Below are 25755 nucleotides of genomic sequence, written 5' to 3' on the forward strand. Positions count from 1 at the left end.
CCCGACCCCGACACCACCGGCCCCGACACCACCCCCGAACCACTCACCACCACACCAGCAACCACCAAAGCCGAGACCGTCACCGGAGCAGAAACACGCATACGGCCACACCCAATCCCTCGACGTCGTCCGCGTCTCTCGGGACGGACGTATCCGCACGGGAGACAGCGGAGTCCTCCTTGCCGGGCCGTATCCCGACCCTGCTCCACCTCGGCAGGTGAAGTGAACCTCCAATAACATACGGTACACAGTGTGCAGCAAATCGGCCCGTGAGTTGCGGAAACACACGATAACTTATCGTCCGCGCGGCAACCTTGTCTCCAGGGTACCGGTCTCCGCGGCGATACGCCGTGACTCATCGCCGAGATACGTCTCGGTCCAAGCTCTTTCACGGGACCGCCGGTTATGAACTCCGGAAAGCTTTCGGCCTCCGACCGCTTCGCGTCCTCACGGACGCCGGGTGCGCTGCGGCTTTCGCGCGGCTTCCTCGGTCATCTGGGCGCGCCGCTCGGCGGGCACCAGAGCGCGGATGTCCTCCCGCGAGCCGATCATCAGTTTCTGCAGGACCGCGGCCATCTGGGCGTCCACGGTCTTGAAGGAGCTGCCGCGCCGCGCGGCGATCGCGGTGTTGGTCCAGCCCGCCGCGGCCAGCACGGCGACATCTTGTTCAGCCGTCGACAGTTCCTGCCAGCGTGAGGGCCGATCACGCCGGACCGGGTGGTCGACCGGCAAACGGTCCAGTGCCAGGCTGCCCAGCGCCAGCTGCGCGACCTCGCCGAGCTCGGGCCGCAGCAACGCTCCTTCTCGCTCCGCCACGGCGAAATCCTTCGCGCCGAGGACTTCTCGAGCAATCGCGGTGGCGGCGTCGGTCTCGGTCGCGAACGGTCCGAGATTGACGATGTTCACGCCGAGTTTGTGCCGCAGCGTAGCGGCGCCTCCGGCGAGCCGGGCGATGTCCCGCGCCCAGTCCGTCACGACGTCCGAGCGCTCGCCGGCCGCGGCGGTGATCAGGCGTGCCAGTGACCACGCGCGAACGTGGACGGCCCACACGGCGCCCCACTGATCGCGCATGGCCAGCTGCTTGGTCAGCGTCGTATGCCCCACGGCCAGTGCATCATTCGGGTCGCCGTGTTTGGTCAGTGCGATCGCCCAGGCCAATTCGGCCCAGGACTTGGCCCACCGCGCACCGGACCGATCCGCGTTGTCCAAGTGCCGCCGGGCGATCTCCAGCGCCTGCGTCGCCGTGCCGAGGAACGCGGCCGCCAACGCCTCGAACAACTCGCTCATCGCGGCGCCACCACGGTCGCCGCGCGCGGCGAATTTCGATCGGGCGCGGGCGAATACCGCGATCGCGCGCACATCGCGACGCACCAGCATCAGTTCGCTGCCCCTGCTGAACTCGACCGCGGCGGGCAGATCGAGATCGCGTTCGGGGTGCTCGCGCCACCCCGAACGCGCGACGGGGTCCGGCACGCAGGTGGCGACGCACTCGTCGAGCATGCGCTGGGCGTCGCCGTGCGCGCCCTGGCACATGCTGATCCACCCGATCAGCGCCAGCGCCGCGATCTGCAACTCGACCGGCTGCGGGTCGAGGCTACGGCTGGCGGCGAGCGTGCGCTCGGCCCATCGGCGCGGTTCGCGCAATGAGCCGGTGAAGAACGGGCTGCGCAGAGCGATGAGCCCGACCGCGATCTCCAAACCGGTCGCGGCCTCCCCCGGCGTGCTGAGGCTGCCCTCGATGGCGCACAACAGGTTGTCCCAGGCCGCCCGGGCCCACTCGAGCAGGTCCTGCTCGGCCGGGCCGAACCATTCGGCCTGCGCGGTGACGACTTTGTCCCGGTAGTAGCGACGGTGCCTACTGGCCAACCGCGCGAATTCGGCGCCGCGTTCGCGCAAACGCTGCTGAGCGAACACTCGAACGCTCTCCAGCAGCGAGTAGCGCACCGTGGTCGCGGTCAGATGGACCGCAACCAGGGATTGATCCGCCAGCCGCTCGAGCAGGTCTTCGATCTCGGTACGGGCCAAGCCGCCGGGCTCCTCGTCGGCGCAGACGGCTTCGATCGCCTCCAGCTCGGCGCCGACGTCGAGCCCGGGCGTGTCCGCGTCCTCGTGATCGTCGTAACCGGCGGCGAACACCGACAACCGCTCCAACAGCAGCCGCTCCTGGTCCCCGCACAGGTCGTAGGACCAGCCGATGACGTCGCGAATGCCCTGGTGCCGTTCCTCGGCGCCGACCCGGGGCCCGTGCGACCAGCGCAGGCGCCGATCGCTCGCCTCCCCGCTGAGGTCACGCAGGATCATCGCCAGCGGCTGGCGCAGCAGGCGCGCGGCGGCCAACCGGATATACAGCGGGTGATTGTGCACGTGCCTGCAGATCGCGGCGGCCGGCTCGACATCGCCGTCGGCGATGACGTGCCCGGTCAGTTCCGCCCGTGCGCGGAACAAGGTCAGCGCCTGCTGCTTGGACAGTGCGGGCACGGGCACGAGCTGCTCGTCGACCCAGCCGATCGCCTCTCGGCTGGTGGCCAGCACGGTGAGCCCGGGCGCCGCGTCGAGCAAGTCGGCGATCACCTGGCCCGCGCCCTGCAAGACGTGCTCGCAGTTGTCCATCACCAGGATCGTCTGCAGGGTGCGCCCGACCGCATCGCGACGCCGCAGCGTGTCGAGCACCGCCTCCCACGCCGACCGTCCAGAGAAGTCGGCGTCGATCAGCGACCGCGCGACCTGCTCCTCCACCGCACCCGCGTCCGCGTCGCGGGACAGCACTGCCAGCCGCACCCAGTGCACCGGCACCCGCCGCGCCTTGTGGAACCGGTGCACGGCCTCCGCCGCCAGTCTGGTCTTGCCGATGCCGCCCGCACCGATCAGGGTGACCAAGCGGGTCGCACCCAGCAGCGACATCCCGATCTTCTCCAGCTCGCGTTCGCGGCCGACGAAATCGCTGGTTGTCGCGGGTGGGAGACCCGGACCCGATGCACGCCTTACCGACACAGCAGTGCAGCGTAGTCGGCCTGCGGACCGGAACGCTCCGGGGAACGAGCGGGCGACAGAGCGGGCATCAGCCCATACCGATCGGCCCGGGATGCTGTCCCGGCGGCCGGCCAGGTCTCTACCGATGTGGCGCACCCACCTATTCCTCGACGATTCCGCTATCGCCGCAATCGATCTCACGACCGAAAGGACGCCATGGTGGGACAGGTACAGGTACTCGGAGCGGGCGAATGCGGGCTAACCCTCGCCCATTGTCTCGTGCGCGGCGGTAGCTCGGTCACGCTCGTGACCGACCGCGACGCCGAAGCGATCCTCGCGGGCACGGTGACCAGCACGCAGGTCAAGTTCCCTCGGACGCTCGACCTCGAATCGGATGCGGGCCTGGGCTTCTGGCGGACCAGCGCGCCGAACATCGAGGGCATCCGGTTCACCATGGCGGTCGACCGCACGGCCGTGGCCACCTGGGCCGGACGCTTGCCCCGGCCGGCGCAGAGCGTGGACCAGCGGACCGTCTTCGCACGCTGGCTGAGCGAATTCCTGGCCGCGGGCGGGGACCTGCGCGTCGCCGATCCATCGGTGACGGACGTCGACCGCGCCGCCGCCGACTACGACCTCACCGTGGTGACCCGCGCGTCACGCGAACTCGCCGCCTGTTTCGAGGACGACCCGGCGTGGACGGTGCCCGCCGCGCCCCAGCGGCGGCTCGCGGTGCTGTACCTCGACGGCGTCCAGCCCGATCCGCACCACCTCGGCACCTACACCGCACTACCCGAACACGGTGAGGTGATCTCCTATCCCGGACTGACCGGACGACCGGGCCAGGAACGCCGCTGCGAGATCACGCTTTTCGAGGCGCGGCCGGGTGGCGCCCTCGACGTCTTCGACCAGCACGGCACACCGGCGCAACGATTGCGGCAGGCCAAGCAGCTCATCGACGAGCACCTGCCCGCCGAGCTCGCCGAGCGGTATCGCGGCGCCGAGCTCACCGACGCCGGAGCGACGCTGGTCGGGGCCGTGGCACCGGCCATGCGCAGGCCGGTCGGCACCCTGCCCTCGGGCAGTCCGGTGCTCGGCGGCGGCGACGTCGTCTGCCGGATGGATCCGGGCGGCGCGCAGGGCGCCAACAATGCCGTGCACTGCGCCATCCGCTACGCGGAGGCGATCCTGCACACGCCCGACGGACGCTACGACAGGGACTGGATGGAGTGGGCGGCGGCGCCGTGGCTCACCGCCGTCGCGCATCCCGCGGCGCGATGGACCGCGACCGTGCTCGACCCACCTCCGGCGATGCAGGAACTGATGCTGGCCGCGCAGCACGATTCGACGCTGGCCGATGCGTTCGCCGCCACCTTCGCGCGGCCGTCCAGTATGGCGCAGTTCGCGGCGGCCGCCCCCTCCTGAGCCGTCGCGGGTGCGGTGTCACGGATGCCAGGGTGGGGTCTCGGGGAAGACGACCGGAAGCGCGGTCAGGGCTCGATGGAAAGGCCCTGGCCGCCAGGTCAATTCGTGCACCGGGACGGCCGGCCGCAGTTCCGGCAGCGCGTCCAGCAGCTGGTCGATCGCGTTCTGTCCGATCAAGTAGGCCGGGGTGCGGGCCGGACAGGCGTGCGGCCCGGCGCCCCACGCCAAATGCGACCGGTTTCCGCTGTGATTCTCGGCGCTGATCGCCGGATCGTTGTTACACGCAGCGAAACTGACGACGACCGGTTGATGGGCGGGCAGCCACACATCGTCGATCAGGATCGGCTGACGCGGGTAGGTGACGGAGAAGTTGGCCATCGGCGGGTCGGTGAACAGCACCTCGTCCAAGGCGTCGCGGGTGGACAGGCTCCCGCCGAGGACGTGGCCGCCGAAACGGTCGTCGGTCAGGATCAGTACGAGGCTGTTGACGATCAGGTTCTGTAGCGGCTCGATGCCCGCACCGTAGAGCACGACGAGCTGGTGGATCAGCTCCGCGTCGTCGAGGCGGGCCGGGTGCTGCAGCAGGCGGGTGGTGATGTCGTCGCCCGGTTCGGCGCGCTTGAGTTCGAGCAGCCGCAGCAGCGCGGCGCTGAGCATGCGATTGCCCGCTTCGGCGTCGACGCCGTCGAACACCGCGGCGGTCGCGGCGGCGACCTCCTTCCCGATCTCCGGTGGGCATCCCAGCATCGCGTTGATCACCTCGAAGGCGAGCGGTAACGCGTACTGGGAGACCAGATCGGCGCTGCCCGTCGTGCAGAAGGTGTTGATCAGCGGCACGGCGATCCGCTCCACCGTGGCGTGCAGGGCGTGCAGATCAACGGCATTGATGGCCGCGGTGTTGGCCTCGCGGTAACGGGCATGCTCGGCGCCCACGCTGCGCATCGCGTTGGGCCGCCATTCCAGCACCGGCAGCACCGGGCAGTCGGCGGGTACGCTCGCCTGCCAGGTACGCGGATCGGCCGGGAAATGCTGTGGGTCGTGCAGGATTCGCACAGCGGTGCGATAACTGAGCACCAGTGTCGCGGGCACGCCGGGCGCCAACTCCACGGGCGCCAGCGAACCGTAACGTGCCCGCATGTCCCGGTATGCCCGATGCGGATCGGCCGCGAACTCCCTGGAGTGCAGCGGTATTCGTTCGACGTCGGTGTCGATCGGCGAACCATGATGTGCGCCAGTAGTGTTGCTGGCCGGGACGAGATCTCGGGGCGTGGTCAACGCGCGACTCCCACAGTTGAAGCGAATTCGGCGGTCGGGCGAACTCGGCACGGACCGTCCGACGCCGCTGTCGTCCGGTTCTGCGGTGCACCAGCGCGACATGAGCTCCCGACCGCGGTTCTGATCGACACACAGGATGGTCAGGTAGGTATGCCATCGGCATCGGTAGCGGCGGATGACCTGCGCTTATGCAGCTCACTCAGAATGTTTCACAACGGGATTCGCGGCTACCGCGTCAAAGGCGTGGACGCGGTGGGATGGCTGTATCGACGGTCCACACCGTCACCTGTGCTATGGCCAGTCCACCGGCGCGAGCGGAGCGATCCTCGCACACAGCGCAATTCGTTCACGATGCTGTCGATTCGCTGTACCGAGCTCGGCTCGAGCACCGGTCCGGTACGAGTCCGACGCCGCTGGTGAAGCGCGGCGGAACAGCTCATATCGAAGGGAGCACAAGCACTTCGGCGCGCAGGGCCTGGTGTATAACTTCCATCGGCCCGGTCGACTCCACCGACAAGCGATAGCGAGACACGATGCACGGTTACCTGAACCAGGTCTCCCACGGCACCACCCCCTCCGGCTATCCGACACGCGAACCCGAAGTTCGCGTGGTCGAGCCGCCGCGCAAGGGGGATCTGGTCGTCAGCGCGCTGCTGTGGCTACTGCCCGCGGCGCTGGCCACGATGTCGGTGGTACTCGCGCCGTGGTTCCTGATGGCGGGCGGCATCTGCGCGTCCAAGCCCGACTGCCGGGTCGACACGAGCGCGGGCGTATGGATCATGGTGGGCGGCGGAATTTTCGGATTCGCCGTCGGCGCGGCACTGTCCGCCACGGCGGCCAGGCACGGGCGTGCACTCTTCCCCGGCGCGCTGGTCGGTGCCTTGCTGGTCCTGCTGGCGTGGTTCGCCGCCTCGTTCGTCATGGGCTGACCTTCCCGGCTCGGCGACGGAGACGCCGGGAAGGGGACCCCATCCCGCGGTGTCCGTTCGCCGGAATCACCGCACAATGCGAACTCGACCTGACAACCCGCGCTGCCTGCGCGCGTCCTTTGCCACCATAGAGGGGTGGGCCAGATCCGGATCGGCACGTCAGGATGGGTATATCCGCCCTGGCGGGGGACGTTCTATCCCGCGGGCGTGCGGCACAAGCGCGAGCTGGCCTATCTGTCGGAGCGACTCGACAGCGTCGAGATCAACGGCTCCTTCTATTCGCTGCAACGCCCGTCCAGCTACCGCAACTGGGCGGAGCAGACCCCGGACGACTTCGTGTTCGCGGTGAAGGGCAGTCGCTTCATCACCCACATGAAAAGGCTGCGGGACGGCGACGAGCCGCTGGCGAACTTCCTCGCGTCCGGCCCCTTGGCGCTGGGGCCCAAGCTCGGTCCGATGCTGTGGCAACTGCCACCGACCTTCCCCTTCGACTCCGACGTGCTCGACGCCTTCCTCTCCAGGCTGCCCCGCAGCACCGAGGAGGCCGCGGTGATCGCGCGAGGGCACGATCACCGCGTCGACCCCGCACACACCAGCACCGATGCCGACCGGCCGATGCGGCACGCACTGGAGATCCGGCACGCCAGCTTCCTGACCCCGGCGTTCACAGACCTGCTCACCCGCCACGGTGTGGCGCTCGTCGTCGCCGACGCGGCAGGCAAGTATCCGCTGATCGAAGAGGTCACCGCTGATTTCGTCTATATCCGGTTGCACGGGCACGACGAGCTCTACGTCAGCGGCTACACCGACGAAGGCCTGGACATGTGGGCGGAGAAGATCCGTTCCTGGGCTCGATTCGGCGATGTGTACACGTATTTCGACAACGACGCGAAGGTGATGGCGCCCCGCGACGCCATCGCATTGCGGGCACGGCTGACGTAAACGGTCGCGCGGAAATGATTCCGGATTTCGCCTGCCTCAGTTCGTTCTCCATCGTCGCGCGCGGGTCGGAAGAAGCGCGGCGGATGCCGAGAGAATGGTCGATGGTGTGTCGACAAGAGGGAGGTGACGCCGGTGCGGCAAATTGCGGTATGCGGGCCGAGAGAGTGCTCGTCGCAGGAAGCGGAGTGGGCGCGTGCGGTGGGCGAGCTTTTGGCTGCCGCAGGAAACGGACTCATCTTCCAGTGGCGCACTTGGGCGGGCGCTGTCGAGGCCGCGCGGCGACGAGGACCGCTGGGTGGCCGGGAGCAAGGCCCGCGCCGAGCCGGTGACTACGCCGACTGGCGCAGTGGATGCAGCGCGGCAAGCGCGCGCAGTGCGTCGGCGCGCGAGATGGGCTGGTCGTTTTCCAGGGCGGCCAGTTCCAGCTCGATCCAGTCGCGAAGCAACGCGGACATCGTCACGTTGCGCTGCTCGGCGGCCTTCTTCACCCGCTGATGCAGGTCGAGCGGGATGCGCAGCGAGGTGGTGACGGTGACCGTGTCCTCGGCGCGCAGCGGCGGCGGCAGCTCGGCCGGATCCACCGGCGCGTCGGTGTATTCGAGGCCGGATAGGAAGTCCTGGACGTCCTTCGGATTCGTCGGGTAGTCAGTCATCAGCGTGCTCCCAGCGCTCGAGTTCGGCCACCTGGGACTCGGTCATCTCGACCGCGCCCAGGATGTCCCACTGCCAGCCTTCGGTGCGGCGGACAGCGACGATCAGTGGCCGGCCCGTCTCGGTGCGGCCCCAGACCGTCAGCACCGAGAGCTCGTTCCGGCCACGCGCCTGCCGAGGCCATCGGCGGGCACCCATGAGCACCTGCAGCACTTCGCGAGGGTCGATCCCCACCAGCGACAACAGTGCCCACTCGGGCCAGTTATAACCCACGATCAGCGATAATACAAGTGTATTGCAATAGGGCTCACCGTGCTCGCGCCCGGGACAGGTTCCAGCTCCGCCAGGTGTCCGCGTCGAGATCGGCGCGCAGCCGGGTGCGCAGTTCGGTCCGCAGCGGCTCGGGAAGCCGATCGGTCGCGGGCAGGATGTCCGGCGAGAGACTGCCCAGATAGTCCGTGTCCAACGACTTGCCCTGCTGCCAGCGGTCGATGTTCTGCTCGGCGATCAACCGTTCCGGGTCGAGGACGGCGAGCGCGAGCAGCGTCGCCATGGCCGTGCCCAGCACGGCGCGTGGCAGCCAGTCTCGCCGCAACCGCACGACGGCGACCACGACCAAGACATAGACCAGCCCGAGCCAGACCTCACAGACCTCGACCAGCAGACGTAGCACCGTGAAGCCGTAGGCCCGCTGATAGGTCCACATCCGGCCGAGTGCCGAGGCGACGATGATCAGCGCGAGCCCGCTGACCGCCGTGAGCAGGCCACGCAACCACATGCGGTCGGCGGCGGTGTCCTGCGACGCCCAACGCAGCACGATCATGAGTACCGCGAGGGTGAGGACGGTGACGGCGGAGAGTTGCCAGAATCCGGTGCGCGCGTACTCGGCGTAAGTCAGGCCCGCGGTGCGCTGAACGTATCCGTCGCCGCCGAAGAGCACGACGAACTGAGTGCTGACGAACGCCGCGAAGAGAATCGCGAGCGCGCCGACGGGCAGTGCCCACTCGGTCCGGCGCAGACCGCGTCGCCGGGCGGTCGCGGTGGCGGGCAGCGGTGGACCGGCGAGCGCGAACAGCGCGCCGAGCGCGCCGAGGGCGGCCAGTGCAAACAACACGATCCACCGCACCACCGCGGGAGCGTCGAGATCCGGCGTCACGCTGCGGATCAGGCTCGCGAAGATCGCGTCCGCACTGCCCAGCAGCGGCACGAACACCGCGAGCAGCGTGACGGTCACCGCCGCCGACAGTGCGAGCCGCCATCTGCTGGTCGCGTCGGCGCCGCTGGCCCGGGCCGTGCCCGCATAGACCCAGGGCACCGCCGCCAATGCTTCGAGCGGTACCGCGAGCGTGTCGTAGAGGATGCCGTTAGCCGATCGGCGTCCGACGACGACCAGCGAACCGGCGAGACCCGCCGCCACCACGCACAACGCGAACAGCCAGCCCGCGGCGCGGAATGCCCCGACTGCCAGCAGGGCAAGCGCGAGGCCTGCCCACCACAGCCGCCCCAGGTGCTGCCTGCGGCGAAGGACACCCTTTGTCGCTGTCGTCTGGCCGTCCGTCGATGCCAGGCGGGATTCTCCGTTTTCCGACGTGCCGGACATCGCAGCCCGCACGCCCCGGCGCGCACGGCGGTCGACGAGAAAGACGGCCGCCGCGGCGGTGACGGCGGCGATCACCCAACCGATGCCAGGCCGATCCCACCGGATCAGGACCGCGGCGGCCAATCCGGAGATCAACGCGGCGGGCGCAACACCGGGCGGGCACACGACACGCCGCCACTTGGGCACGCGGTTCGGTCGCAGCTGTGTAGCCGCCGACGTCCGGAGCAGCGCCGGAGTGCCGCGCTGCTCATCTCCCGCGCTATCGGAGACCCGCTCCACCTTCTTCGGAGATTCATTCTGCTTCGTCAACGGCTTTGCACCCCCCGCCGCACCGGATTTCCCTGCCGTTGACGATGACGGCGAGGGTTCGGCTGACGACGCGGATTCGGTTCCTTCGGGCATGGCAGTTCCCTTCGATAGGCGTGCGGAATCGTCCCGGGTCCAGGTGAAGTCCGGGTCGGGTGACGTGGCAGGTCAGTGCTCGGGCAGGACCACTCGGATGCGCGAGCCGGGGTCGGCGACGGCGATGGTGCCGCCGTGCAGGTCGACCACCCAGCGCGAGATGGCGAGGCCGAGTCCGGTGCCGCCGCCCGCGGTGCGTCCGCCCCTGGTGAACCGGTCGAAGACCCTGGCGCGTTCGGCGGGCGGAATGCCCGGTCCGTCGTCCTCGACGTCGATGACGACCTCGCCCGGCAAGACACGCACGGCGATGCGGACTTCACCGCCGGCGGGTCCGTGCCGCGCGGCGTTGTCGAGCAGGTTGAGCAGCACCTGATGCAATCGCGCACGGTCGGCGTACACGCGGGCGGTGCCGGGCAGGACGTCGGTGTGGAAGCGCACGCCGCGACCGAGCGCGGCGGTCATGACTTCGGCCTCGGCGACGACGTCCGCCAGCAGCGGCGCGATCGGCAGCTCTTCGCGATCGAGCGGGAAGGCGCCCGCTTCGATGCTGGAGAGATCGAGGAGTTCGGATACCAGCAGGGTCAGCCGCTCGGTCTGGGCAAGAGCGGTGCGCAGGGTCGCCGGGTCTGGTTGTGAGACGCCATCGACCAGGTTCTCCAGTACCGCGTGCAAAGCGGTGACAGGCGTGCGCAATTCGTGCGAGACGTTCGCGATGAGGTCGCGGCGTTGCTGGTCGGCCGCGGCGAGGTCGGCGGCCATTTGGTTGAACGCCTCGGCCAATTGCCCGACTTCGTCGCGGGAGCTCGCCCGTACCCGGTGGGTGTAGTCACCGTGCGCCATCCGTTTGGCCGCCGCGGTCATCTCGCGTAGCGGCCGGGTGATGCCATGCGCGAGGACTTGCGAGGTCGCCAGCGCGATCACCATCGCGGCGAGCGTCGTGCGCGGCGGCAACCAGCCGATCTTGAACCGGAAGAACCCGAACGCGACCCCGCCGGAGCACAACATGAGGATCGCCAATTTCAGCTTGATCGATGTGACCGGGTCCAGCGGCCGCGGCAACAACTCGGCCACACGGTCGCTCGTCCGGCGCACCCACCGTCGCGCGGCGGGCATCCCGTGGTCGATCTGTTCCCTCCGTTTCGCTGCGGGGAACCGCCCACCGCGGGCAGCCATCGGACCCTGACCGGACTCGGCGCTCATCGGGCCTCCAGCGCGTACCCGACACCGCGCACGGTGCGGATGAGGTCGGCGCCGAGCTTGCGTCGCAAAGCCTTGATGTGACTGTCGACCGCGCGGGTACCCGCCGCGTCGGCCCAGTCCCAGACGTCTTCGAGCAGACGCTCGCGCGCGAGCACCGTGCGCGGGCGACGGGCCAGGCGGGCAAGCAGATCGAATTCGAGCGGCGTCAGCCGCGCCTCGACGTCGGCGCGCCACACCCGGCGCTGGTCGACATCGATGCGCAGGTCCCCGACCAGAATCGTCGCGCCGTCGCGATCGGCGGCACGCTCCATCCGGCGCAGCAGTGCGTGCACTCGCGCGGCGAGCACCCGGAGCGAGAACGGTTTGGTGAGGTAGTCGTCCGCGCCGACACCAAGACCGACCAGCTGGTCTGTTTCATCGGCGCGTGCGGTGAGCATGAGCACGGGAATCGGGCTCCGCGCCTGAATGCGCCGGCACACTTCCAGGCCGTCGAACCCGGGCAGCATGACGTCGAGCACCACCAGGTCGGGTTCGGCGGTCGCGACGGCGGCGACGGCGCTAGGGCCGTCGTGCGCGAGATCGACCGCGAATCCCTCCGCCCGCAGTCGCGCCGCGACCGACTGGGCGATGGTGATTTCGTCGTCCACCACCAGGATCCGCCGCGTGGCCGGCTGCGGAGCGGTCGCCGTGCTCTGTTCCATGCACCGAACCCTAGCCACCACCCGTGGAGGAACCCGTCGGCAATTGTGGAGATTTCGTGTGCACCCGTCCAGCGGCGGACGGGCTCACGGCCGGGGCCAGGGCCGCTTGGCGGCGCTCGTCGCGCTGGCCATCCCGGTCCGCAAGCCCGCCGGATCGATTCGGGATTCCGGCGCTCCCGAGCCCGCGATGGCGCACAGCCGAGCAGGCACGAGACCGACGGCGTCAGGCGAACAGGCGCGCGACGAACGGAGTGCTGTCGGGCAAGGACGCGGCCATCGTCGCGCTGTGGTCCTTGCCCGGATACACGTGCACTTCGGGCCGGACGCCGTGCACTTCCAGATCGGAGACGAGTTTCGCGGTCAGGGGTGCGGGAACGTCCGTGTCGTTGGTTCCCTGACCGATGAACAGCGGCCGGTCGTACCCCGTGAGCGGGACATCCATGACCGGCCGGGCGGTGGCGACGAAGTCTCCATCGGAAAGCGGACGGGAGAACATGCGGTTGACCGGGACCCCCTGTGCACGCTCGGCCAGCGGCTGGAAGCACAGCGTCTCCGCGGCGGTCGTCAATTGCTTGCCGAGCGGACCGAGGTACCCGTCCATGTCGAAGTCCGGCCGAGCCGCCCGCAGCCCGTTGAGTACGTAGGCGACGTAGGCCGTCAGGTGTGCGTTCTCCGGCGCGGGCGCACCCGGGCCGAGCAGCGCGGCGGCGTCGACGACATTGGAGGCGGGACCGGTCGCGACCGCGCCGCGGTAGTCCAGTTCCGGTGCGTACTTCGTGGCCAATGATGCGGTGAACACCGCGGCGCCGCCGCCTTGCGACTGGCCGATGGCCACCCACTTCGACGACAGCGAATCATCCACGGCGCGCGCGGCGCGGACCATATCGATCGCCGCGTGCGCCTCGGCGCGGCCATCGAGGTATGCGTGCGGCCCCGGAGTGCCCAGGCCGATGTAGTCGGTGGCGACGACGGCGTAACCCTGCCGGATCCAGTGCGCCAGATAGTCCAGGTCGCGCTTGCTGCGTCCGGCGGTGGATGGCGCGCATTCGTCGCCGAGGCCGACCGTCCCGTGCTCCCAGGACAACACCGGCCAGCCCCCGCTGGGCGGGGTACCGGCGGGAATGAAGACGGCGCCGGTGGACAGCGCGGGCCGATCATCGGAGGTGCGGGTCCAGTACGTCACACGCCGCCCCGTGCCGGTACCCGCGATCCACAGCTGTTCGGGCAGCGCCACGCTCTGCGCCACCGTGCCGGGCGCCTCACTCCGCGCGGCCGGGTCGGCTGCGGCAAGTCCCGCCGAGGGTGCCAGGGCGAGCACTGCCGCCGCGGCCATGGTGATTCCTGCGCGTCGCATCGACATGAGCGCCCGCCTCTCGGTCTTGATGTCTCAACGAGACACACTGTAGCGGCATTTTCCCGTAAAGTGTCACTTTGAGACATCAATGAGCGGTGGCATGCGAAGAAAGACTGCGGCATGACGAGCGGGAACGGTCCACGCGATCGCGAGAAAGCGCGAGTGCGGAGTGAATTGATCGACGCGGCGCTGTGCCTGTTCGAGCGACAAGGGTTCGAGCAGACCACGGTGCAGCAGATCGCGGATGCGGCGCAGGTGTCCCGGCGCACCTTCCACCGCCACTTTCCGTCGAAAATGGCGGTGGTCTTCAGCCATGAGGAAGATCTGATGGCGCAGCTGCTCGCCGCCGTCGAGCGGCGCCCGGCGAGCGAGTCGGTACTCACTGCCCTCCGAGCGGCCCTGCGCGATTTCCTGTTCGACGAGGGGGACGCGCCGTCGCGGCGACGCCAGGCCGACACGGCACGGCGGGCCAGGCACCTGCTGGTCGGCAATCCGGAGTTACGCAGGGAGAACTTCATCGGGGCACTGGGCCGCCAGCGCGCGATGGCGCGAAATTTCGCTGCGCGCGCCGGACTGTCCGCCGACGACCTGGGGCCGCAGCTCACAGCCGCCGCCTGTTTCGCCGCATTCGGCGTCGGCCTGGATCACTGGATGCTGGGCGAGGACCATTCGATCGCGGCTCTGCAGCGCGTCCTCGATCGCGCGGTGGCTTCACTGCAGCAGGGCATCGACCTCGATGGCGCAGACTGATCCTCAACCGCGCTGGTCAGTACCGCCCACGCCGCAACCGGTTTCACCCGTCACCTACCATCGCCAAGGTGATCACGGTGGCCAGTTGGAACGTTCTGCATCGCGTCCATGCCGAGAACTGGTACGAGGACGTCGCGATGCGGTGGCCGGACGAGGGCGCGCGGATCGCCGCGATCACCGCGCGCGTCGCCGGACGCACCGAGCGGATCATCGCACTGCAAGAAGTCAGCGGAGACCAGCTGGCCAGCCTCAGGATGGCCTTACCGGACAGGACCTTTCACGCGATGCGCTACCAGCGTCTGCCGACGCCGCGCCGCGTGCCCAGTTCGCTACTCGACGGTGGTGAGTACCTGGTGGTGCTCACCGCCGAGCCGAGCAGGGAACTCGCCGCCGAGTCGTTCGCGCAGGATCAGGGCAAGGGCGCGCTCGTCGTCGACGCGGGCGGACTCGTGGTGATCGCCACGCACGTGACCGGCGACCGGCGGCGCGCGCAGCAGCTGACCCGGCTGACCGAACTCGCGACCGCCGCACCGGGACATGCCGCCGTGCTGCTCGGCGACTTCAATACCGATCGTGGCACGGTCGCCGACGGGTTGGGCAACGGCTTCGTAGTCGCCGAGTGCGTCGCCGGCGCGCTCCCGACTCGGCCGCGCGCGTCGGGGTCGAAGTCCCAGTACATCGATCACGTGGTCGTGCACGGCGCGACCGTCACGCCGGCGTCGGTCGACGACGTGGGCGGGGTGTCCGATCACAACCTCGTCAGCGCGGCCGTCGCGATCTGAGTCGTTTCCGGCACATCACCAGCCGTGCCCCGTAGGTGGGCCGGCCACGACATGATCGTTCCCTGCACGCGCATTGACGGGCTCGATGAGCGAATACGTTGCACACCTTACTGCCTGGCACTTCGCGGTTTGGCGCGCGCCACGGGAGGGTCGGCGACTTGGGCGAGTCAGCCGGTCACGTGCCGACCCGCCGATCGCGATAGGTCGACCCCTGCGCCCGACTGCCGCCAGCGGGCGTGAATCCGTGATGTCCGGCAGTCCACCGCGATTCGCGTCCTCGGTGGCGACTCCGATCGGCCGAAGCTCACCGCGGGGTGCGCCGCAGAGCCGCCGTCGTGGGCTCGATCCGGTGCCGGCATCCGCTACGACAGGAAGTAGTATTGATCGGTGCGAACTCCGGCGAAAGTGGCGACGCGGCTGCGCGGCGCGTTCGTCGGATCCGCGGCCGGGGCGGTGAGCATTGCCGCGCATGCCATCGGCAGTGGAGCGATGTCCCCCGGCGCTGCACCGATCGCGGTGTTGATCCTCGCATGCGCGGCGGTGGGTGTCCTGGTCGGAGCGCGGCAGCACCGCCGTGGGCTCGGCGAGATCACGGCGATGCTGGCGATCGGCCAGACTGTCGCACATCTAGCGCTGACTCTCTCCGCCGGGCATCAGCACGACGCGAGTACGTCCTCGGTCATGCTCGGTGCGCATCTCGCGGCCATCCCGATCGGCGCGCTGCTCATCCACGCCGCCGAACGGGCGGCAGTACGAGCCGCATCCGACATCCAGCACACCGTGCGCATTCTGACAGTCGGTCCCACCACACCCGCCGGATGCTGCTCACCCGTGATCGACCGCGCTCTCGCCCGTCCGCGGCGCCTGCTGCTCGGTTCGGGCTCCGGCCTGCGTGGCCCGCCACTTCCCCGCTGACTTCCTGCACTGCCGGTGCACATCAGGCCTTGCTGCCCAATGCTTTTCCTGGGCGGCCGGATCACTGCGTTCCTATCCAGGGCCAGCCCGTTCGCCGCCGCAACCAGACATGCGGTTCGATGTTCATTTCGGATATCGCTGCCTGCTGATCGGAGCGTGCGCGCTACGCCATTGCACGAACAGCGCGGTGTCACAGGATCGGGCGACGAGTCAGGCTCCTGTTCGGCGGATTGCCGAAAGCATCTGCGGCCCAGTGGAACCAGATACACGTAACCGATCCGTCGCCATAGCGCCCCGCGATGCCTGTGCGGACAGCACATCAACCGCTCCTGTGAACCCGTTGCTGCGCCATAGAGCCGCCGGTCCAGGGCTGTGCCGAATCGGCACGAGACGGGAGCGGCCTCGTTCACCGGCGGAACTACCCCCACATCTCACATCTCCGGAGTTTCCATGCCTACCAGCACCTTCGACCCCGCACACGTCCTGTCGCGCACCGCTCGCCTGCTGCGCGGCGTGGCCGCCGCCGCGGCGGTGCCCGTCCTCGTGGTCGCCTGCTCGTCGAACGACAAGACCGACGCCGCGTCCGCCACCGACACCGTGACCATTTCCGATCAATGGGTCAAGGCGGCCGACAGCGGGATGTCGGCCGCGTTCGGCGACCTCACCAACACCAGTGACACGCCGCGCACCGTGGTGTCGGCGACCAGCCCCGCCTCCGACCGGATCGAGTTGCACGAAGTGGTCACCGACGCGAACGGAACGAAGACGATGCGACCCAAACAGGGCGGCTTCGTGATTCCGGCGCACGGCCAGAAACGGATGCGACCCGGCGGTGACCACATCATGTTCATGGATCTGCACGGACCGCTGCGCACCGGCTCGGCGACGTCGGTCACGCTGACCTTCGACGACGGCTCCACCACGACCTTCACCGCCCAGGTGCGCGACTTCTCCGGCAACCAGGAGAATTACGTGCCCGATCACGGTAGCGGCGCACCGCACGCCGGTGCGCAGACCCCCTCGCACGGTGGCTGAGCGGAACGGTTCGCGACCCGCACGGATCAACCGGCGGCGTCTGCTCGGTGGCGGCGCCGCCGCGGCAGGCGCCGCCGGGCTCGGGCTCGGCACGGCAGCGCTGACCGGGACGCGAGAATCCGGAATGGCGCGCGAGGTCGCGACGGTACCGTTCTACGGACCGCACCAAGCGGGTATCGCCACCGCCCCGCAGTCGCACGCGGCGTTCGTCGCGTTCGATCTGAAGCCGGGCACGCGGCGCGACGACCTCGTCGGGATGCTGAAGATCTGGACCGACGACGCCGCCCGGCTCACCCAGGGCCGCCCCGCCCTCGCCGACACCGAACCCGGCCTCGCCCGGCGTCCGGCACGGCTCACTGTCACAGTGGGCTTCGGGCCCGCCGTGTTCGAGGTGGCGGGCCTCGAGCGGCACCGGCCGTCCTGGCTGCGGCCGTTGCCGCCGTTCGCCATCGACCGGCTCGAACCGGCCTGGACCGGCGGCGATCTGCTGCTGCAGATCTGCGCCGACGAGGTGACCACGGTGTCGCACGCGGTGCGCGTGCTGTGCCGGAGCGTGTCCTCTTTGGTGGGCGTGCGCTGGGTGCAGCGCGGATTCCGCGATGCCGCGCCCGGAACGACGCCGCGCAATCTCATGGGCCAAGTGGACGGCACCGCGAATCTCGCGCCGGGCACCCCCGAGTTCGCACGCCTGGTGTGGGACGACGGCGCAACCCTGCCGTGGCTGGCCGGCGGCACCTCGTTCGTGCTGCGGCGGATCGCGATGACGCTCGACACGTGGGACGAAATCGACCAGGAGGAAAGGGAACTCACCGTCGGGCGCACCATCGCCAACGGCGCACCGCTGACCGGGACCGACGAGTTCGACGAACCTGATTTCACGGCCGCGGACGCGAACGGTATTCCGGTCATCCCGCCGTCGTCGCACATCGCTCGAGCCCATCACACGCACGACGGGGAACGGTTCCTCAGGCGTGGCTACAACTACGACGACGCACCCGCGCCCGGCCGGATCTCCAACTCGGGCTTGCTCTTCGCCGCCTACCAACGCGACATGGACACCCAGTTCCTGCCGGTCCAGCGCCGTCTCGCGGAGTTCGACGCGCTCAACGTCTGGACCACGCCGATCGGATCCGCGGTGTTCGCGATACCGCCGGGGGTGCCGTCGCAGGGCGGCTATCTCGGCCAGCCGCTGTTCGAGGCCTGACCCTCGTCGGGTGCCCGGAGCACTCGGGCCGTGCTCGCGCCCTCACCGTCGGGCGCGAGCACACCTGGTGTTTCAGGCGCGAGATCCCGGATATCCAGTGGCGGTGTCAGCTGTCTGGAGACAGTCCGGCGATCGCGCGCAGCGCGGAGATCATTCCGTTGACCGGAATGCCGGGATCGATTGTCCGGAACACGCCGAGCCCGACACCGAGCGCCAGCACAGCGACGGCGGCTTCGGCCGTCGGCACGTGGGTATCGACCTCGTCGGTCGTCTTCAGGGCCGTGCCGATCATGCTGACGATGGCGCCGAGCCGCGTCGCGAGTTCGCCGCGCAACTGGCCGTTGCGCCGCGCCTGCACACTGAACTCCAATTCCAGCTGTGTCCAGTTCGGATCGCCGATGACCTGCTCGGCCCATTCCGCGAGCCGCCGCAGACGATCCGCGGTCGTAGGCGCGGCGATAATGTCGGCGACCTCGGCCGCACGTTCGCCGTGAATTTCGTCGAGCACGGCCAAACACAGCTCGTCTTTGGTGCGGAAGTTCGAATACACCGCCCCTTTTGTGAAACCCGCGGCCTCGGCGACTTTATCGATGCTCGTGGCCTGATAGCCCTCGTCCAGGAACAGGCGCTTGGCAGTGGAGATCAACACCGCGCGCGTCTGTGCCTGACTCTGGGCTCGGGTCGGCCGTTCCACCTGCCCATATGCCTGAAGCCGCCGATTCTCATCCTGATTCGCAGACAACCGATATCCCTTCAGATACTCTCAGTATCCAATTGTAGATGCCAGCGGTATCCCAAATCGCAGGAAGGATCGAATCGTGAGGAGCCGAATAGGCAAAGTCGCCGCAGCTCTGACGGGAACCCTCCTCGTGGTCGGAGGCGGCGCGATCTCTGCACCACACGCATGGACGCAGCCGGCCGCGGAAGCCGCCGCTGACTTCTACCTGCCGCCGGTGCCGCTGCCATCGTCGGCGCCGGGCACGATCATCCGCACCGAACCGTCGCGTCTGGCGCTGTCGGTCCCAGGAGGGCCAGGAGCGATCCCGGCGACGGCGACCCGGGTCATGTACGTCAGCAGCGATACCCACGACGCACCGACCGCGGTCGTGGGAACGTATCTGGAGGCATCACAGCCGTGGACCGGCCCGGGAGAGCGCCCCCTGATCGCCTACGCGGTCGGCACGAAGGGACAGGGCGATCAGTGCGCGCCCTCGAAGTTGCTGGCGCAGTTCGTCCAGTATCAGCCTCCGCTCGACGTCATCGTGGAATATGACGTGCTGGCGATCTATACGCTCCTGGCCCGTGGCATGTCGGTCATGGTGACCGATTACCACGGCCTGGGCACGCCCGCAGTGCACGACTTCCTGAACCGGAAAGCGCAAGCTCACGCGCTGCTGGACGGGGCGCGTGCCGCGCTGCAACTGCCGGGCACCACCCTCGGGGCCAATGCTCCGGTCATTCTTTACGGCTACTCGCAGGGCGGCATGGCCTCGGCGGGCGCGGCTGAACTGGAACCGAGCTACGCCCCTGAACTGAACGTGCGTGGCGCCTACATCGGCGGGCCGGTGGTGGACGACGAGTACTTCATCGGACACAACGACGGCCGGGCCGCCATGGGGCCCGCCTTCGCCTGGATCCTCAACGGCATCGCCGCCAACTACCCGGAAACGCGCGCGGTGCTCGACGCCGAACTCAACGACACGGGTAAGGCGATCCTGCGCGAAGCCCAGGACAAATGCGCCGTTCCGCTCGGACTCGCCCAGCTGCATCAGTTCACGTCCCAATGGACCACTAGCGGAGAGCCTCTCACCGCCGTGATCGATCGGTCCCCGGCGCTGAAAGCGGCATTCGACGATCAGCGGGTCGGCTCACTCGCCCCGTCGGTGCCCGTGCTCGTCGCCTCGAGCCCGAACGACGAGGGAGCGCCGTATCCGCCCGTCCGCGATATGGCCGCCCGATGGTGTGGTGCCGGGGTGCCCGTCCGGCTGGAATCGAACGCCGATATTCCCAGCGTCATCACGGGCTTGAAGGTGACCCACGTGCTGGCTTTCTTCCCCTCGCTGGCGGCCTCGCAGGACTGGATGACCGCTCGACTCGCGGACGAGCCCGCACCGAGCAACTGCGGGGCTCTGCCGTAGGCACGCAGGCCCGGTTTGCGTAGGGACAACCGGCTCCGATACCGTCAGTATCCCAATCGGATGTACGGCCCCGCGCATCGCTCGAGCCGGACACGGATGAGGTGGTGCCGCTGCCCGGCGCGGGTCGGTCTCAGGTCCGGTCCGCGCCGGTGGCACTGGCCGAGGCGATCGCACAGCCCTGCGCGAAGCCAGCGAGATTCACCCACTGTTCTGCCGAAAGTTTCCGCGGTTGTCAGAGCCGACGGCTCGGTGCCATGGCATCGAACTCGGTGCACGGTTCCAGTGTTCGTTCGCTAGCTCGGAATTGTGAAGGGAGGGTCGAATGTCGGAGTTGGCTCACCGCCACCGTGATTTCGGTGACCCTGCCGTCAGATCGACTTCGTGCGCATTTCCCATGCCGGCCGGCGCCACGAGCCGGGACCGGGACAATAGACAGACGACACGGATCTCGCATGCCCACGCCATCTGCCCGGCGGCCACGCGCCGCACCGAGACGCCGGAGTGGAGCCGATGACCACGACGCGCAGTCTTTTTCGCGGAAATCGCGACAAGCCGGATCCGAAGCGCCCCCTGTGGGTGCTGAGCCTGCTGGCTCCCGCTTTCGGGCTGTTGCCGTCCCAACTGGTGTTGCACACCGGAGCCGCGGTGTTCTGGTGGATCGAGCCGATCATCATTCTGATCGTGATCCCGTTGCTGGACTGGATGATCGGTGAGGACGGCACCAATCCGCGCGAGGAAGACTACGAGTCGCTCTCCAACGACCGGTACTACCGGTGGTGCACGTATCTGTTCCTGCCCGTCCAATTCGTCGCTTTGCTGATCGCGGCCTTCCTGTGGGCCGGCGCGGAACTGACCGTCTTCGACAAGCTGGGTCTGGCGGTCACGATGGGTTTCATGTCGGGAATCGGCATCAACGCCGCGCATGAACTCGGCCACCGGGTCGAACGTCTCGAACGCTGGCTGGCGAAAATCGCACTCGCGCCGTCTGCTTACGGCCACTTCTACGTCGAGCACAACCGGGGCCACCACACGCGGGTCGCCACACCGGAGGACCCGGCCAGCGCGAGGCTCGGCGAGTCACTGTGGGCATTCCTCCCCCGCACCGTCGTCGGCGGATTCCGCTCGGCACTGCAGCTGGAACAAGAGCGCCTGCGGCGCAAGGGATCGCGCTGGTGGAGCAGCCAGAACAACATCCTGCAGGCGTGGGCGATGACGCTGGTGCTGTTCGGCGTCCTGCTCGCCGTCTTCGGCTGGGCCATCCTGCCATACCTGCTGGTCCAGGCGGTGATCGGTGCCGCGCTGCTGGAGACGGTGAACTATGTCGAGCACTACGGGCTGCTGCGGCGGCGACTGCCGAACGGCCGCTGGGCACGGTGCTCACCGGCCGACAGCTGGAACTCCGATCGCCTGCTCACCAACGTCGTCTTGTTCCACCTGCAGCGACACAGCGACCACCACGCCAATCCCGGGCGGCGTTACCAGACGCTGCGCAGTTCGCAGGATGCGCCGCAACTTCCCGCCGGGTACGCCACCATGATCGTGCTCGCCGCCGTGCCACCCCTGTGGCGTCGTGTCATGGACCCTCGGGTCCTGGCCCACTATGACGGCGACGTCACCCGCGCCAACATCGCGCCCCGTAAGCGCGATCGGCTCCTCGCGGCGTACAAGCCGCCCGATGCGGCCCGGCCTCGGGATCCGGACGACGATTTCCGCTCGGACCCGTCCCCCAGTCGCTGGTGAAGCCGGCCGGGGCCGGCTATCCGACGGAGATACTGCCGCCCTTGGGCAGGTAACCCAGCTTCTCCACGGGCAGCTCACCGAGCACCGTACCGGTGCAGTCGCGGCCGGAGTGGAGCGTGATCGGCCGATCGGTGCCGTTGCCGACGGTCACCTGGAGGGTGGAGAAGAAGGTGCCGTCGGTGTTCAGGCAGCCAACCGGGTCGACATGCGGCTCGCCGTTGATCGTCACCGTGCCGACCGCGGCCTGCGCCGTCCCAGCCGACAGCACGGCAGCGGCCCCGGCCAGGGCCAGCACACCGACAAACCCAGCAGTACGAATCATTCGTGCCTCCAGCTCTTTTCGATGCCGGCCAACCCCGAAGCCGACTTCTGGTGAAAATGCGCCTGCGATTCTGTCACGAGTTCCAACAGGACCCAACCGCGCTGGTCGGCAGACATGCCGGTGCGGGCCGGGTGACCATAGCTCCCGGCCCCGCGAGATCGGTGTCAGGCGGCCGCGGTGCGCAGGGCCTTGGCGTCCCTGCGGATCCCGAACGACACGATGATCTCCATGACGCCGAGCACGATCAGCCACACCCCCGCCAGAATGGCGAGCGTGGCCACCGATTGCACCGGCCAGACGATCAGCACGACACCCGCGATAGCCGTCACGATGCCGAAGAACACCTGCCACCAGCGTCCCGGCAACGCGGGCTCGGAGATCGCGGCCATCAGCAACGCGATCCCGCGAAACAGCCAGCCGATACCGATCCACAACCCCAGCAAGAAGAGCGAGGCCAGCTCGTCGCGGAAACAGAAGACGCCGATCACGATGGACAACACGCCGACGATGAAGGACAGCACCCGAACACCGGCACTCGCCGGGGCGCCGAACGCCGCCAGCAGCTGCAGAAAGCCGGTGACCACCAGGTACACACCGAAGATGATGCCGGCGGCCAGCAGCGTGATGTCCGGCCAGACCAGGATCAGGACACCGAGGATCACCGCGAGGATGCCGGCGACCAAGACGGTTTGCCACGCACGGCGGGCAACAGACTGCAGAGGACCCTCTAGCACGCTGTTTGTCGTCATGCCGTGATGCTATAGCTCGACCCGTCGGTTTACTGAACATTTGCCGCTAGGGGTCGGCGGTGGCGAGAAGGAATAACGAGGCAGCCACGCTCGCAGTTCACGTTTTATCGCCCGAGCGGTCGGGTAGTCATCCCTGAGTGACTCTTCGTGTACGCCCCTGGGTGGAGCGGGTGGGTCGGGTTCGGTGAGGCTCGGGGCTAGGAGACGAGGGTGGCGGTTCTGCTCGTGCTGCGGGCACGTGGGCTGGGTGATCTACTCACCGCGGTCCCGGCTTTACGTGCGCTGCGCCGGGCGAAGCCGCACGACCGGATCGTCCTCGCCGCTCCGCAGCGGCTCAAGCCGATCGTCGACCTCATCACGTCGGTCGATGCCCTGGTGCCGACCGCCGAACCAGGCAGCCTGCGCTGGGACGCGCCGCCGCCCGAACTGGCGATCAACCTGCACGGCCCGAGCGCCGAAAGTATCGTCACGCTGGCCAAAACACAGCCCGGACGCATCCTCACCTATCGCAACGCCGCGTTTCCCGAGCTGTCCGGCCCCGAATGGCAAACCGACATGCACGACGTCGACCGCTGGTGTCATCTGCTCGAATACGACGGCATCGGGGCGGATCGCCGCAATCTCGGACTAGTCCCACCGGTCGCGACGACCAGCCACCGCGACTGCGTGGTGGTGCACGTCGGCGCGGGCGCACCGGCCCGCCGCTGGCCGCCCGACCGGTTCGCCGCAGTCGTCCGGCACCTGCTGGTGCTCGGCCGGAACGTGGTGATCACCGGTGACGAGTACGAACGCGAACTCGCATTGAGCATCGCCGCGCGGGCGGGGCTGCCCGTCGGCCGTGTTCTCGCCGGGGAACAGAACCTCATCGAACTGTCCGCCACCATCGCCGAGGCCGCGCTCGTGATCTGCGGCGACACCGGCGTCGCGCACCTTGCCACCGCGTTCGGCACCCGTACGGTCCTGCTCTTCGGCCCCACGCCACCCCGGTGGGGCGGTCCTCCGGCGCACCTGCTGGGCAGGCACGCCGTGCTGTGGGCAGGTCAAGTCGGCGACCCGGACGCCGACACGCCCGACCCCGGCTTGCTGCGCATCGGCGTCACCGAGGTGATCAATGCCGTCGACAACCAGCTGAGCAAACGCACCTTGCCCGGCACGGGCGCCGACCGCCGAGGGACTGCCTACCGCCGCGTCGGATGACCGGACCGGACGCCGCCGCCATGCCCGCCGAGACGGCGCGACCCGGTCAGGCGGTCTCCGTCGCAGCGGTGTGCAGCGCGGCGGAGTAGGCGGCGATCGCGCTCGGCCAGAACTGTTCGAGGTAGTCGCGCGCATCGGCGAGGCCACGCGGGTCGAGCGAATACAGTCGGCGGTTGCCTTCCGGCCGCACCATGACCAGCCGGGCCTCGCGCAGCACGCGTAGATGCTGCGATACCGCAGAGCCGCTCACACCGACCTCCTGCGCCAGTTCTCCGACCGAACGCGCCTGCGGCAACGCCTCGAAAATCGCGCGGCGAGTCGGGTCGGCCAGCGCGGTAAGGGCGCGAACTCCATTAGTCGCCACTCACATAGTGTGATCACTTAGCGTTTCGCTGGTCAACTCCTGGCATCGCACCATTTCCCCAGGTCGTGCCGCAAACAACGGCATCCCGTTATCTCTTCGTAATACGCGAGCTGGGCGTTTATCCATCCGTGACAGTTGCCACAGGATTGCCGAAGGCCGCTTCCGCTCGCTTACGTTCGTTCCATGCCCGTGACCTTCCCGTTATCAATCCGTCGCGGCGCGACCCGGTTCCGCCGCCACCGCGCCGCCACTCGCGTGGCCGCCGTCTCCGCGATCGTCACCGCCTCGGTCTGCGTCCTCGCCGCAGCGCAACAGGACCAGGACACCGGCGCTTCCGCCCGGCTCGTCGCAGGAAAGATCGCGTCGGGCGAAATCGCTCCGGCCCAGGGCCAACCTCGCTTGGCCTCGTTCAACCTGCACGAAGCACCGGCGCCGCAGGCCGCTGCGGCTCCCGCGCCGTGGGATGCGAACCAGGCCGCGCAGGAATTCACTCGCCCGAAGACGGTCCGGCCCGTCGCCGGGAGGCTCACCTCCACCTTCGGCACGCGCTGGGGCGCGATGCACGCGGGCTTGGACTTCGGCGACCCGCTCGGCGCTCCGATCTTCGCGGTCACCGACGGCGTCGTGATCGAGGCCGGTCCCGCCTCCGGCTTCGGCCTCTGGGTCCGGGTGCAACAGGACGACGGAACCGTGGGCGTCTACGGCCACGTCAACGAGATCCTCGCCGCGGTCGGCCAGCCCGTTCGCGCCGGGGACGTCATCGCGACCGTCGGCAACCGCGGCCAATCCACCGGCCCGCACCTGCACTACGAGGTTCACCTGCCCGGCGGACAAAAGATCGATCCGGCGCCCTGGCTGGCCGAACGCGGCATCGACGTCATGCAGCATCCGGGCTGACGGACCCCCTTCGCGAGACATGAGGGGCTCGCGAACCGATTCGGCGACCCAGCCGTCGCCCGACGGGCCGCGAACGCAACGCCGCGTTCGCGGCCCGTCGGCGTCTTCGTTCGGCACAGGACACCTCCCGCGTAGCTGAAACCGCAACCCTCGATACCGGAGTACGAGGAACGAATAGCGCTCTGGCGGGACGCCCGCAGGGATCCATGATTCCTA

General features: G+C 68.7%; 24 protein-coding genes. 12 read left to right on the plus strand and 12 right to left on the minus strand.

All coding sequences use genetic code 11. The features are described from left to right. Positions 1–447: 447 nt before the first annotated feature. Positions 448–2991: an AAA family ATPase gene (locus tag IU459_RS29855; protein ID WP_195132935.1), complete on the minus strand. Its 2544-nt coding sequence runs from the start codon at positions 2989–2991 to the stop codon at positions 448–450. A 198-nt stretch (positions 2992–3189) separates the two neighbouring features. Here IU459_RS29855 and IU459_RS29860 point away from each other — a divergent pair, with 198 nt between their 5' ends. Beyond that, the gene (locus IU459_RS29860) at positions 3190–4392 is read left to right on the plus strand and encodes a styrene monooxygenase/indole monooxygenase family protein (RefSeq protein ID WP_195132936.1); all 1203 of its coding nucleotides are present in this window, start codon (positions 3190–3192) and stop codon (positions 4390–4392) included. A gap of 18 nt (positions 4393–4410) precedes the next feature. Here the strand turns inward: IU459_RS29860 and IU459_RS29865 are convergent, their stop codons facing one another. Next, positions 4411–5667, minus strand: coding sequence for a cytochrome P450 (locus IU459_RS29865; protein WP_195132937.1), 1257 nt, complete (start codon positions 5665–5667; stop codon positions 4411–4413). A gap of 533 nt (positions 5668–6200) precedes the next feature. Here IU459_RS29865 and IU459_RS29870 point away from each other — a divergent pair. Beyond that, on the plus strand, positions 6201–6596 hold the full coding sequence (locus IU459_RS29870; RefSeq protein WP_195132938.1) for a hypothetical protein: 396 nt from the start codon (positions 6201–6203) through the stop codon (positions 6594–6596). Between the two features lie 135 nt (positions 6597–6731). Then, a complete protein-coding gene (locus tag IU459_RS29875) occupies positions 6732–7538 on the plus strand; it encodes a DUF72 domain-containing protein (RefSeq protein ID WP_195132939.1) in 807 nt (268 codons plus the stop codon). A 329-nt stretch (positions 7539–7867) separates the two neighbouring features. Here the strand turns inward: IU459_RS29875 and IU459_RS29880 are convergent, their stop codons facing one another. From IU459_RS29880 to IU459_RS29905, 6 genes are all read right to left on the minus strand, one after another. Further along, complete coding sequence (locus tag IU459_RS29880; RefSeq protein ID WP_195132940.1) at positions 7868–8191, minus strand: CopG family transcriptional regulator; 324 nt, start codon at positions 8189–8191, stop codon at positions 7868–7870. Beyond that, positions 8184–8462, minus strand: a complete 279-nt coding sequence (locus IU459_RS29885; RefSeq protein ID WP_067471962.1) for a hypothetical protein — start codon at positions 8460–8462, stop codon at positions 8184–8186. Before IU459_RS29885 ends, IU459_RS29880 begins: the two co-directional genes overlap by 8 nt. 34 nt (positions 8463–8496) lie before the next feature. Next, positions 8497–10098 (minus strand): DUF4153 domain-containing protein, encoded by a 1602-nt coding sequence (locus IU459_RS29890; protein ID WP_228838718.1) that lies wholly within the window; start codon positions 10096–10098, stop codon positions 8497–8499. A 165-nt stretch (positions 10099–10263) separates the two neighbouring features. Continuing rightward, positions 10264–11304: a HAMP domain-containing sensor histidine kinase gene (locus IU459_RS29895; RefSeq protein ID WP_195132989.1), complete on the minus strand. Its 1041-nt coding sequence runs from the start codon at positions 11302–11304 to the stop codon at positions 10264–10266. An 83-nt stretch (positions 11305–11387) separates the two neighbouring features. Then, complete coding sequence (locus tag IU459_RS29900) at positions 11388–12092, minus strand: response regulator transcription factor (RefSeq protein ID WP_195132941.1); 705 nt, start codon at positions 12090–12092, stop codon at positions 11388–11390. A 223-nt stretch (positions 12093–12315) separates the two neighbouring features. After that, on the minus strand, positions 12316–13452 hold the full coding sequence (locus IU459_RS29905) for a lipase family protein (protein ID WP_195132942.1): 1137 nt from the start codon (positions 13450–13452) through the stop codon (positions 12316–12318). Between the two features lie 156 nt (positions 13453–13608). On the opposite strand from IU459_RS29905, the gene IU459_RS29910 reads away from it, so the two are divergent. The 5 genes from IU459_RS29910 (at position 13609) to IU459_RS29930 (ending at position 18132) form a co-directional block, all read left to right on the plus strand. Next, a complete protein-coding gene (locus IU459_RS29910; protein WP_195132943.1) occupies positions 13609–14196 on the plus strand; it encodes a TetR/AcrR family transcriptional regulator in 588 nt (195 codons plus the stop codon). 68 nt (positions 14197–14264) lie between these two features. Next, entirely contained in the window at positions 14265–14978 is a 714-nt protein-coding gene (locus IU459_RS29915; protein ID WP_195132944.1) for an endonuclease/exonuclease/phosphatase family protein, read from the plus strand. A gap of 387 nt (positions 14979–15365) precedes the next feature. Further along, complete coding sequence (locus tag IU459_RS29920) at positions 15366–15893, plus strand: hypothetical protein (protein WP_324199083.1); 528 nt, start codon at positions 15366–15368, stop codon at positions 15891–15893. A gap of 450 nt (positions 15894–16343) precedes the next feature. Next, positions 16344–16928, plus strand: a complete 585-nt coding sequence (locus tag IU459_RS29925; RefSeq protein ID WP_195132945.1) for a copper chaperone PCu(A)C — start codon at positions 16344–16346, stop codon at positions 16926–16928. Further along, complete coding sequence (locus IU459_RS29930) at positions 16921–18132, plus strand: Dyp-type peroxidase (RefSeq protein ID WP_195132946.1); 1212 nt, start codon at positions 16921–16923, stop codon at positions 18130–18132. The genes IU459_RS29925 and IU459_RS29930 overlap by 8 nt, the downstream gene beginning before the upstream one ends. A 106-nt stretch (positions 18133–18238) precedes the next feature. Here the strand turns inward: IU459_RS29930 and IU459_RS29935 are convergent, their stop codons facing one another. Beyond that, entirely contained in the window at positions 18239–18781 is a 543-nt protein-coding gene (locus IU459_RS29935; protein WP_324199084.1) for a TetR/AcrR family transcriptional regulator, read from the minus strand. Positions 18782–18950: 169 nt separating this feature from the next. Here IU459_RS29935 and IU459_RS38815 point away from each other — a divergent pair, with 169 nt between their 5' ends. Together IU459_RS38815 and IU459_RS29945 are read left to right on the plus strand one after the other, a co-directional pair. After that, a complete protein-coding gene (locus tag IU459_RS38815) occupies positions 18951–20270 on the plus strand; it encodes a lipase family protein (RefSeq protein WP_195132947.1) in 1320 nt (439 codons plus the stop codon). A gap of 510 nt (positions 20271–20780) precedes the next feature. Next, positions 20781–22010 carry an alkane 1-monooxygenase gene (locus tag IU459_RS29945; protein ID WP_195132948.1) on the plus strand — a complete coding sequence of 410 codons (1230 nt, stop codon included), beginning with the start codon at positions 20781–20783 and terminating at the stop codon, positions 22008–22010. A 16-nt stretch (positions 22011–22026) separates the two neighbouring features. Here IU459_RS29945 and IU459_RS29950 read toward each other — a convergent pair whose 3' ends face one another. After that, the gene (locus IU459_RS29950; protein WP_195132949.1) at positions 22027–22332 is read right to left on the minus strand and encodes a hypothetical protein; all 306 of its coding nucleotides are present in this window, start codon (positions 22330–22332) and stop codon (positions 22027–22029) included. Between the two features lie 164 nt (positions 22333–22496). Then, entirely contained in the window at positions 22497–23081 is a 585-nt protein-coding gene (locus IU459_RS29955) for an HdeD family acid-resistance protein (protein WP_195132950.1), read from the minus strand. A 210-nt stretch (positions 23082–23291) separates the two neighbouring features. Here IU459_RS29955 and IU459_RS29960 point away from each other — a divergent pair, with 210 nt between their 5' ends. Further along, a complete protein-coding gene (locus IU459_RS29960) occupies positions 23292–24278 on the plus strand; it encodes a glycosyltransferase family 9 protein (protein WP_195132951.1) in 987 nt (328 codons plus the stop codon). Between the two features lie 46 nt (positions 24279–24324). Here IU459_RS29960 and IU459_RS29965 read toward each other — a convergent pair whose 3' ends face one another. Then, on the minus strand, positions 24325–24642 hold the full coding sequence (locus IU459_RS29965; RefSeq protein WP_195132952.1) for an ArsR/SmtB family transcription factor: 318 nt from the start codon (positions 24640–24642) through the stop codon (positions 24325–24327). A 183-nt stretch (positions 24643–24825) separates the two neighbouring features. Between IU459_RS29965 and IU459_RS29970 the strand changes: the two genes are divergently transcribed. Further along, a complete protein-coding gene (locus tag IU459_RS29970) occupies positions 24826–25539 on the plus strand; it encodes a M23 family metallopeptidase (protein WP_195132953.1) in 714 nt (237 codons plus the stop codon). The last annotated feature ends 216 nt before the right edge of the window (positions 25540–25755 follow it).

The sequence above is a fragment of the Nocardia amamiensis genome (assembly GCF_015477605.1).
Lineage (GTDB): Bacteria > Actinomycetota > Actinomycetes > Mycobacteriales > Mycobacteriaceae > Nocardia > Nocardia amamiensis_A.

What these genes read in the sequence shown, in the direction of transcription:
- IU459_RS29880 (WP_195132940.1), bottom strand. Translation starts at nt 8,191, where the DNA reads ATGACTGACTACCCGACGAATCCGAAGGACGTCCAGGACTTCCTATCC.
- IU459_RS29955 (WP_195132950.1), bottom strand. Translation starts at nt 23,081, where the DNA reads ATGACGACAAACAGCGTGCTAGAGGGTCCTCTGCAGTCTGTTGCCCGC.
- IU459_RS29900 (WP_195132941.1), bottom strand. Translation starts at nt 12,092, where the DNA reads ATGGAACAGAGCACGGCGACCGCTCCGCAGCCGGCCACGCGGCGGATC.
- IU459_RS29895 (WP_195132989.1), bottom strand. Translation starts at nt 11,304, where the DNA reads ATGCCCGCCGCGCGACGGTGGGTGCGCCGGACGAGCGACCGTGTGGCC.
- IU459_RS29870 (WP_195132938.1), top strand. Translation starts at nt 6,201, where the DNA reads ATGCACGGTTACCTGAACCAGGTCTCCCACGGCACCACCCCCTCCGGC.
- IU459_RS29925 (WP_195132945.1), top strand. Translation starts at nt 16,344, where the DNA reads ATGCCTACCAGCACCTTCGACCCCGCACACGTCCTGTCGCGCACCGCT.
- IU459_RS29945 (WP_195132948.1), top strand. Translation starts at nt 20,781, where the DNA reads ATGACCACGACGCGCAGTCTTTTTCGCGGAAATCGCGACAAGCCGGAT.
- IU459_RS29950 (WP_195132949.1), bottom strand. Translation starts at nt 22,332, where the DNA reads ATGATTCGTACTGCTGGGTTTGTCGGTGTGCTGGCCCTGGCCGGGGCC.
- IU459_RS29905 (WP_195132942.1), bottom strand. Translation starts at nt 13,452, where the DNA reads ATGTCGATGCGACGCGCAGGAATCACCATGGCCGCGGCGGCAGTGCTC.
- IU459_RS29970 (WP_195132953.1), top strand. Translation starts at nt 24,826, where the DNA reads ATGCCCGTGACCTTCCCGTTATCAATCCGTCGCGGCGCGACCCGGTTC.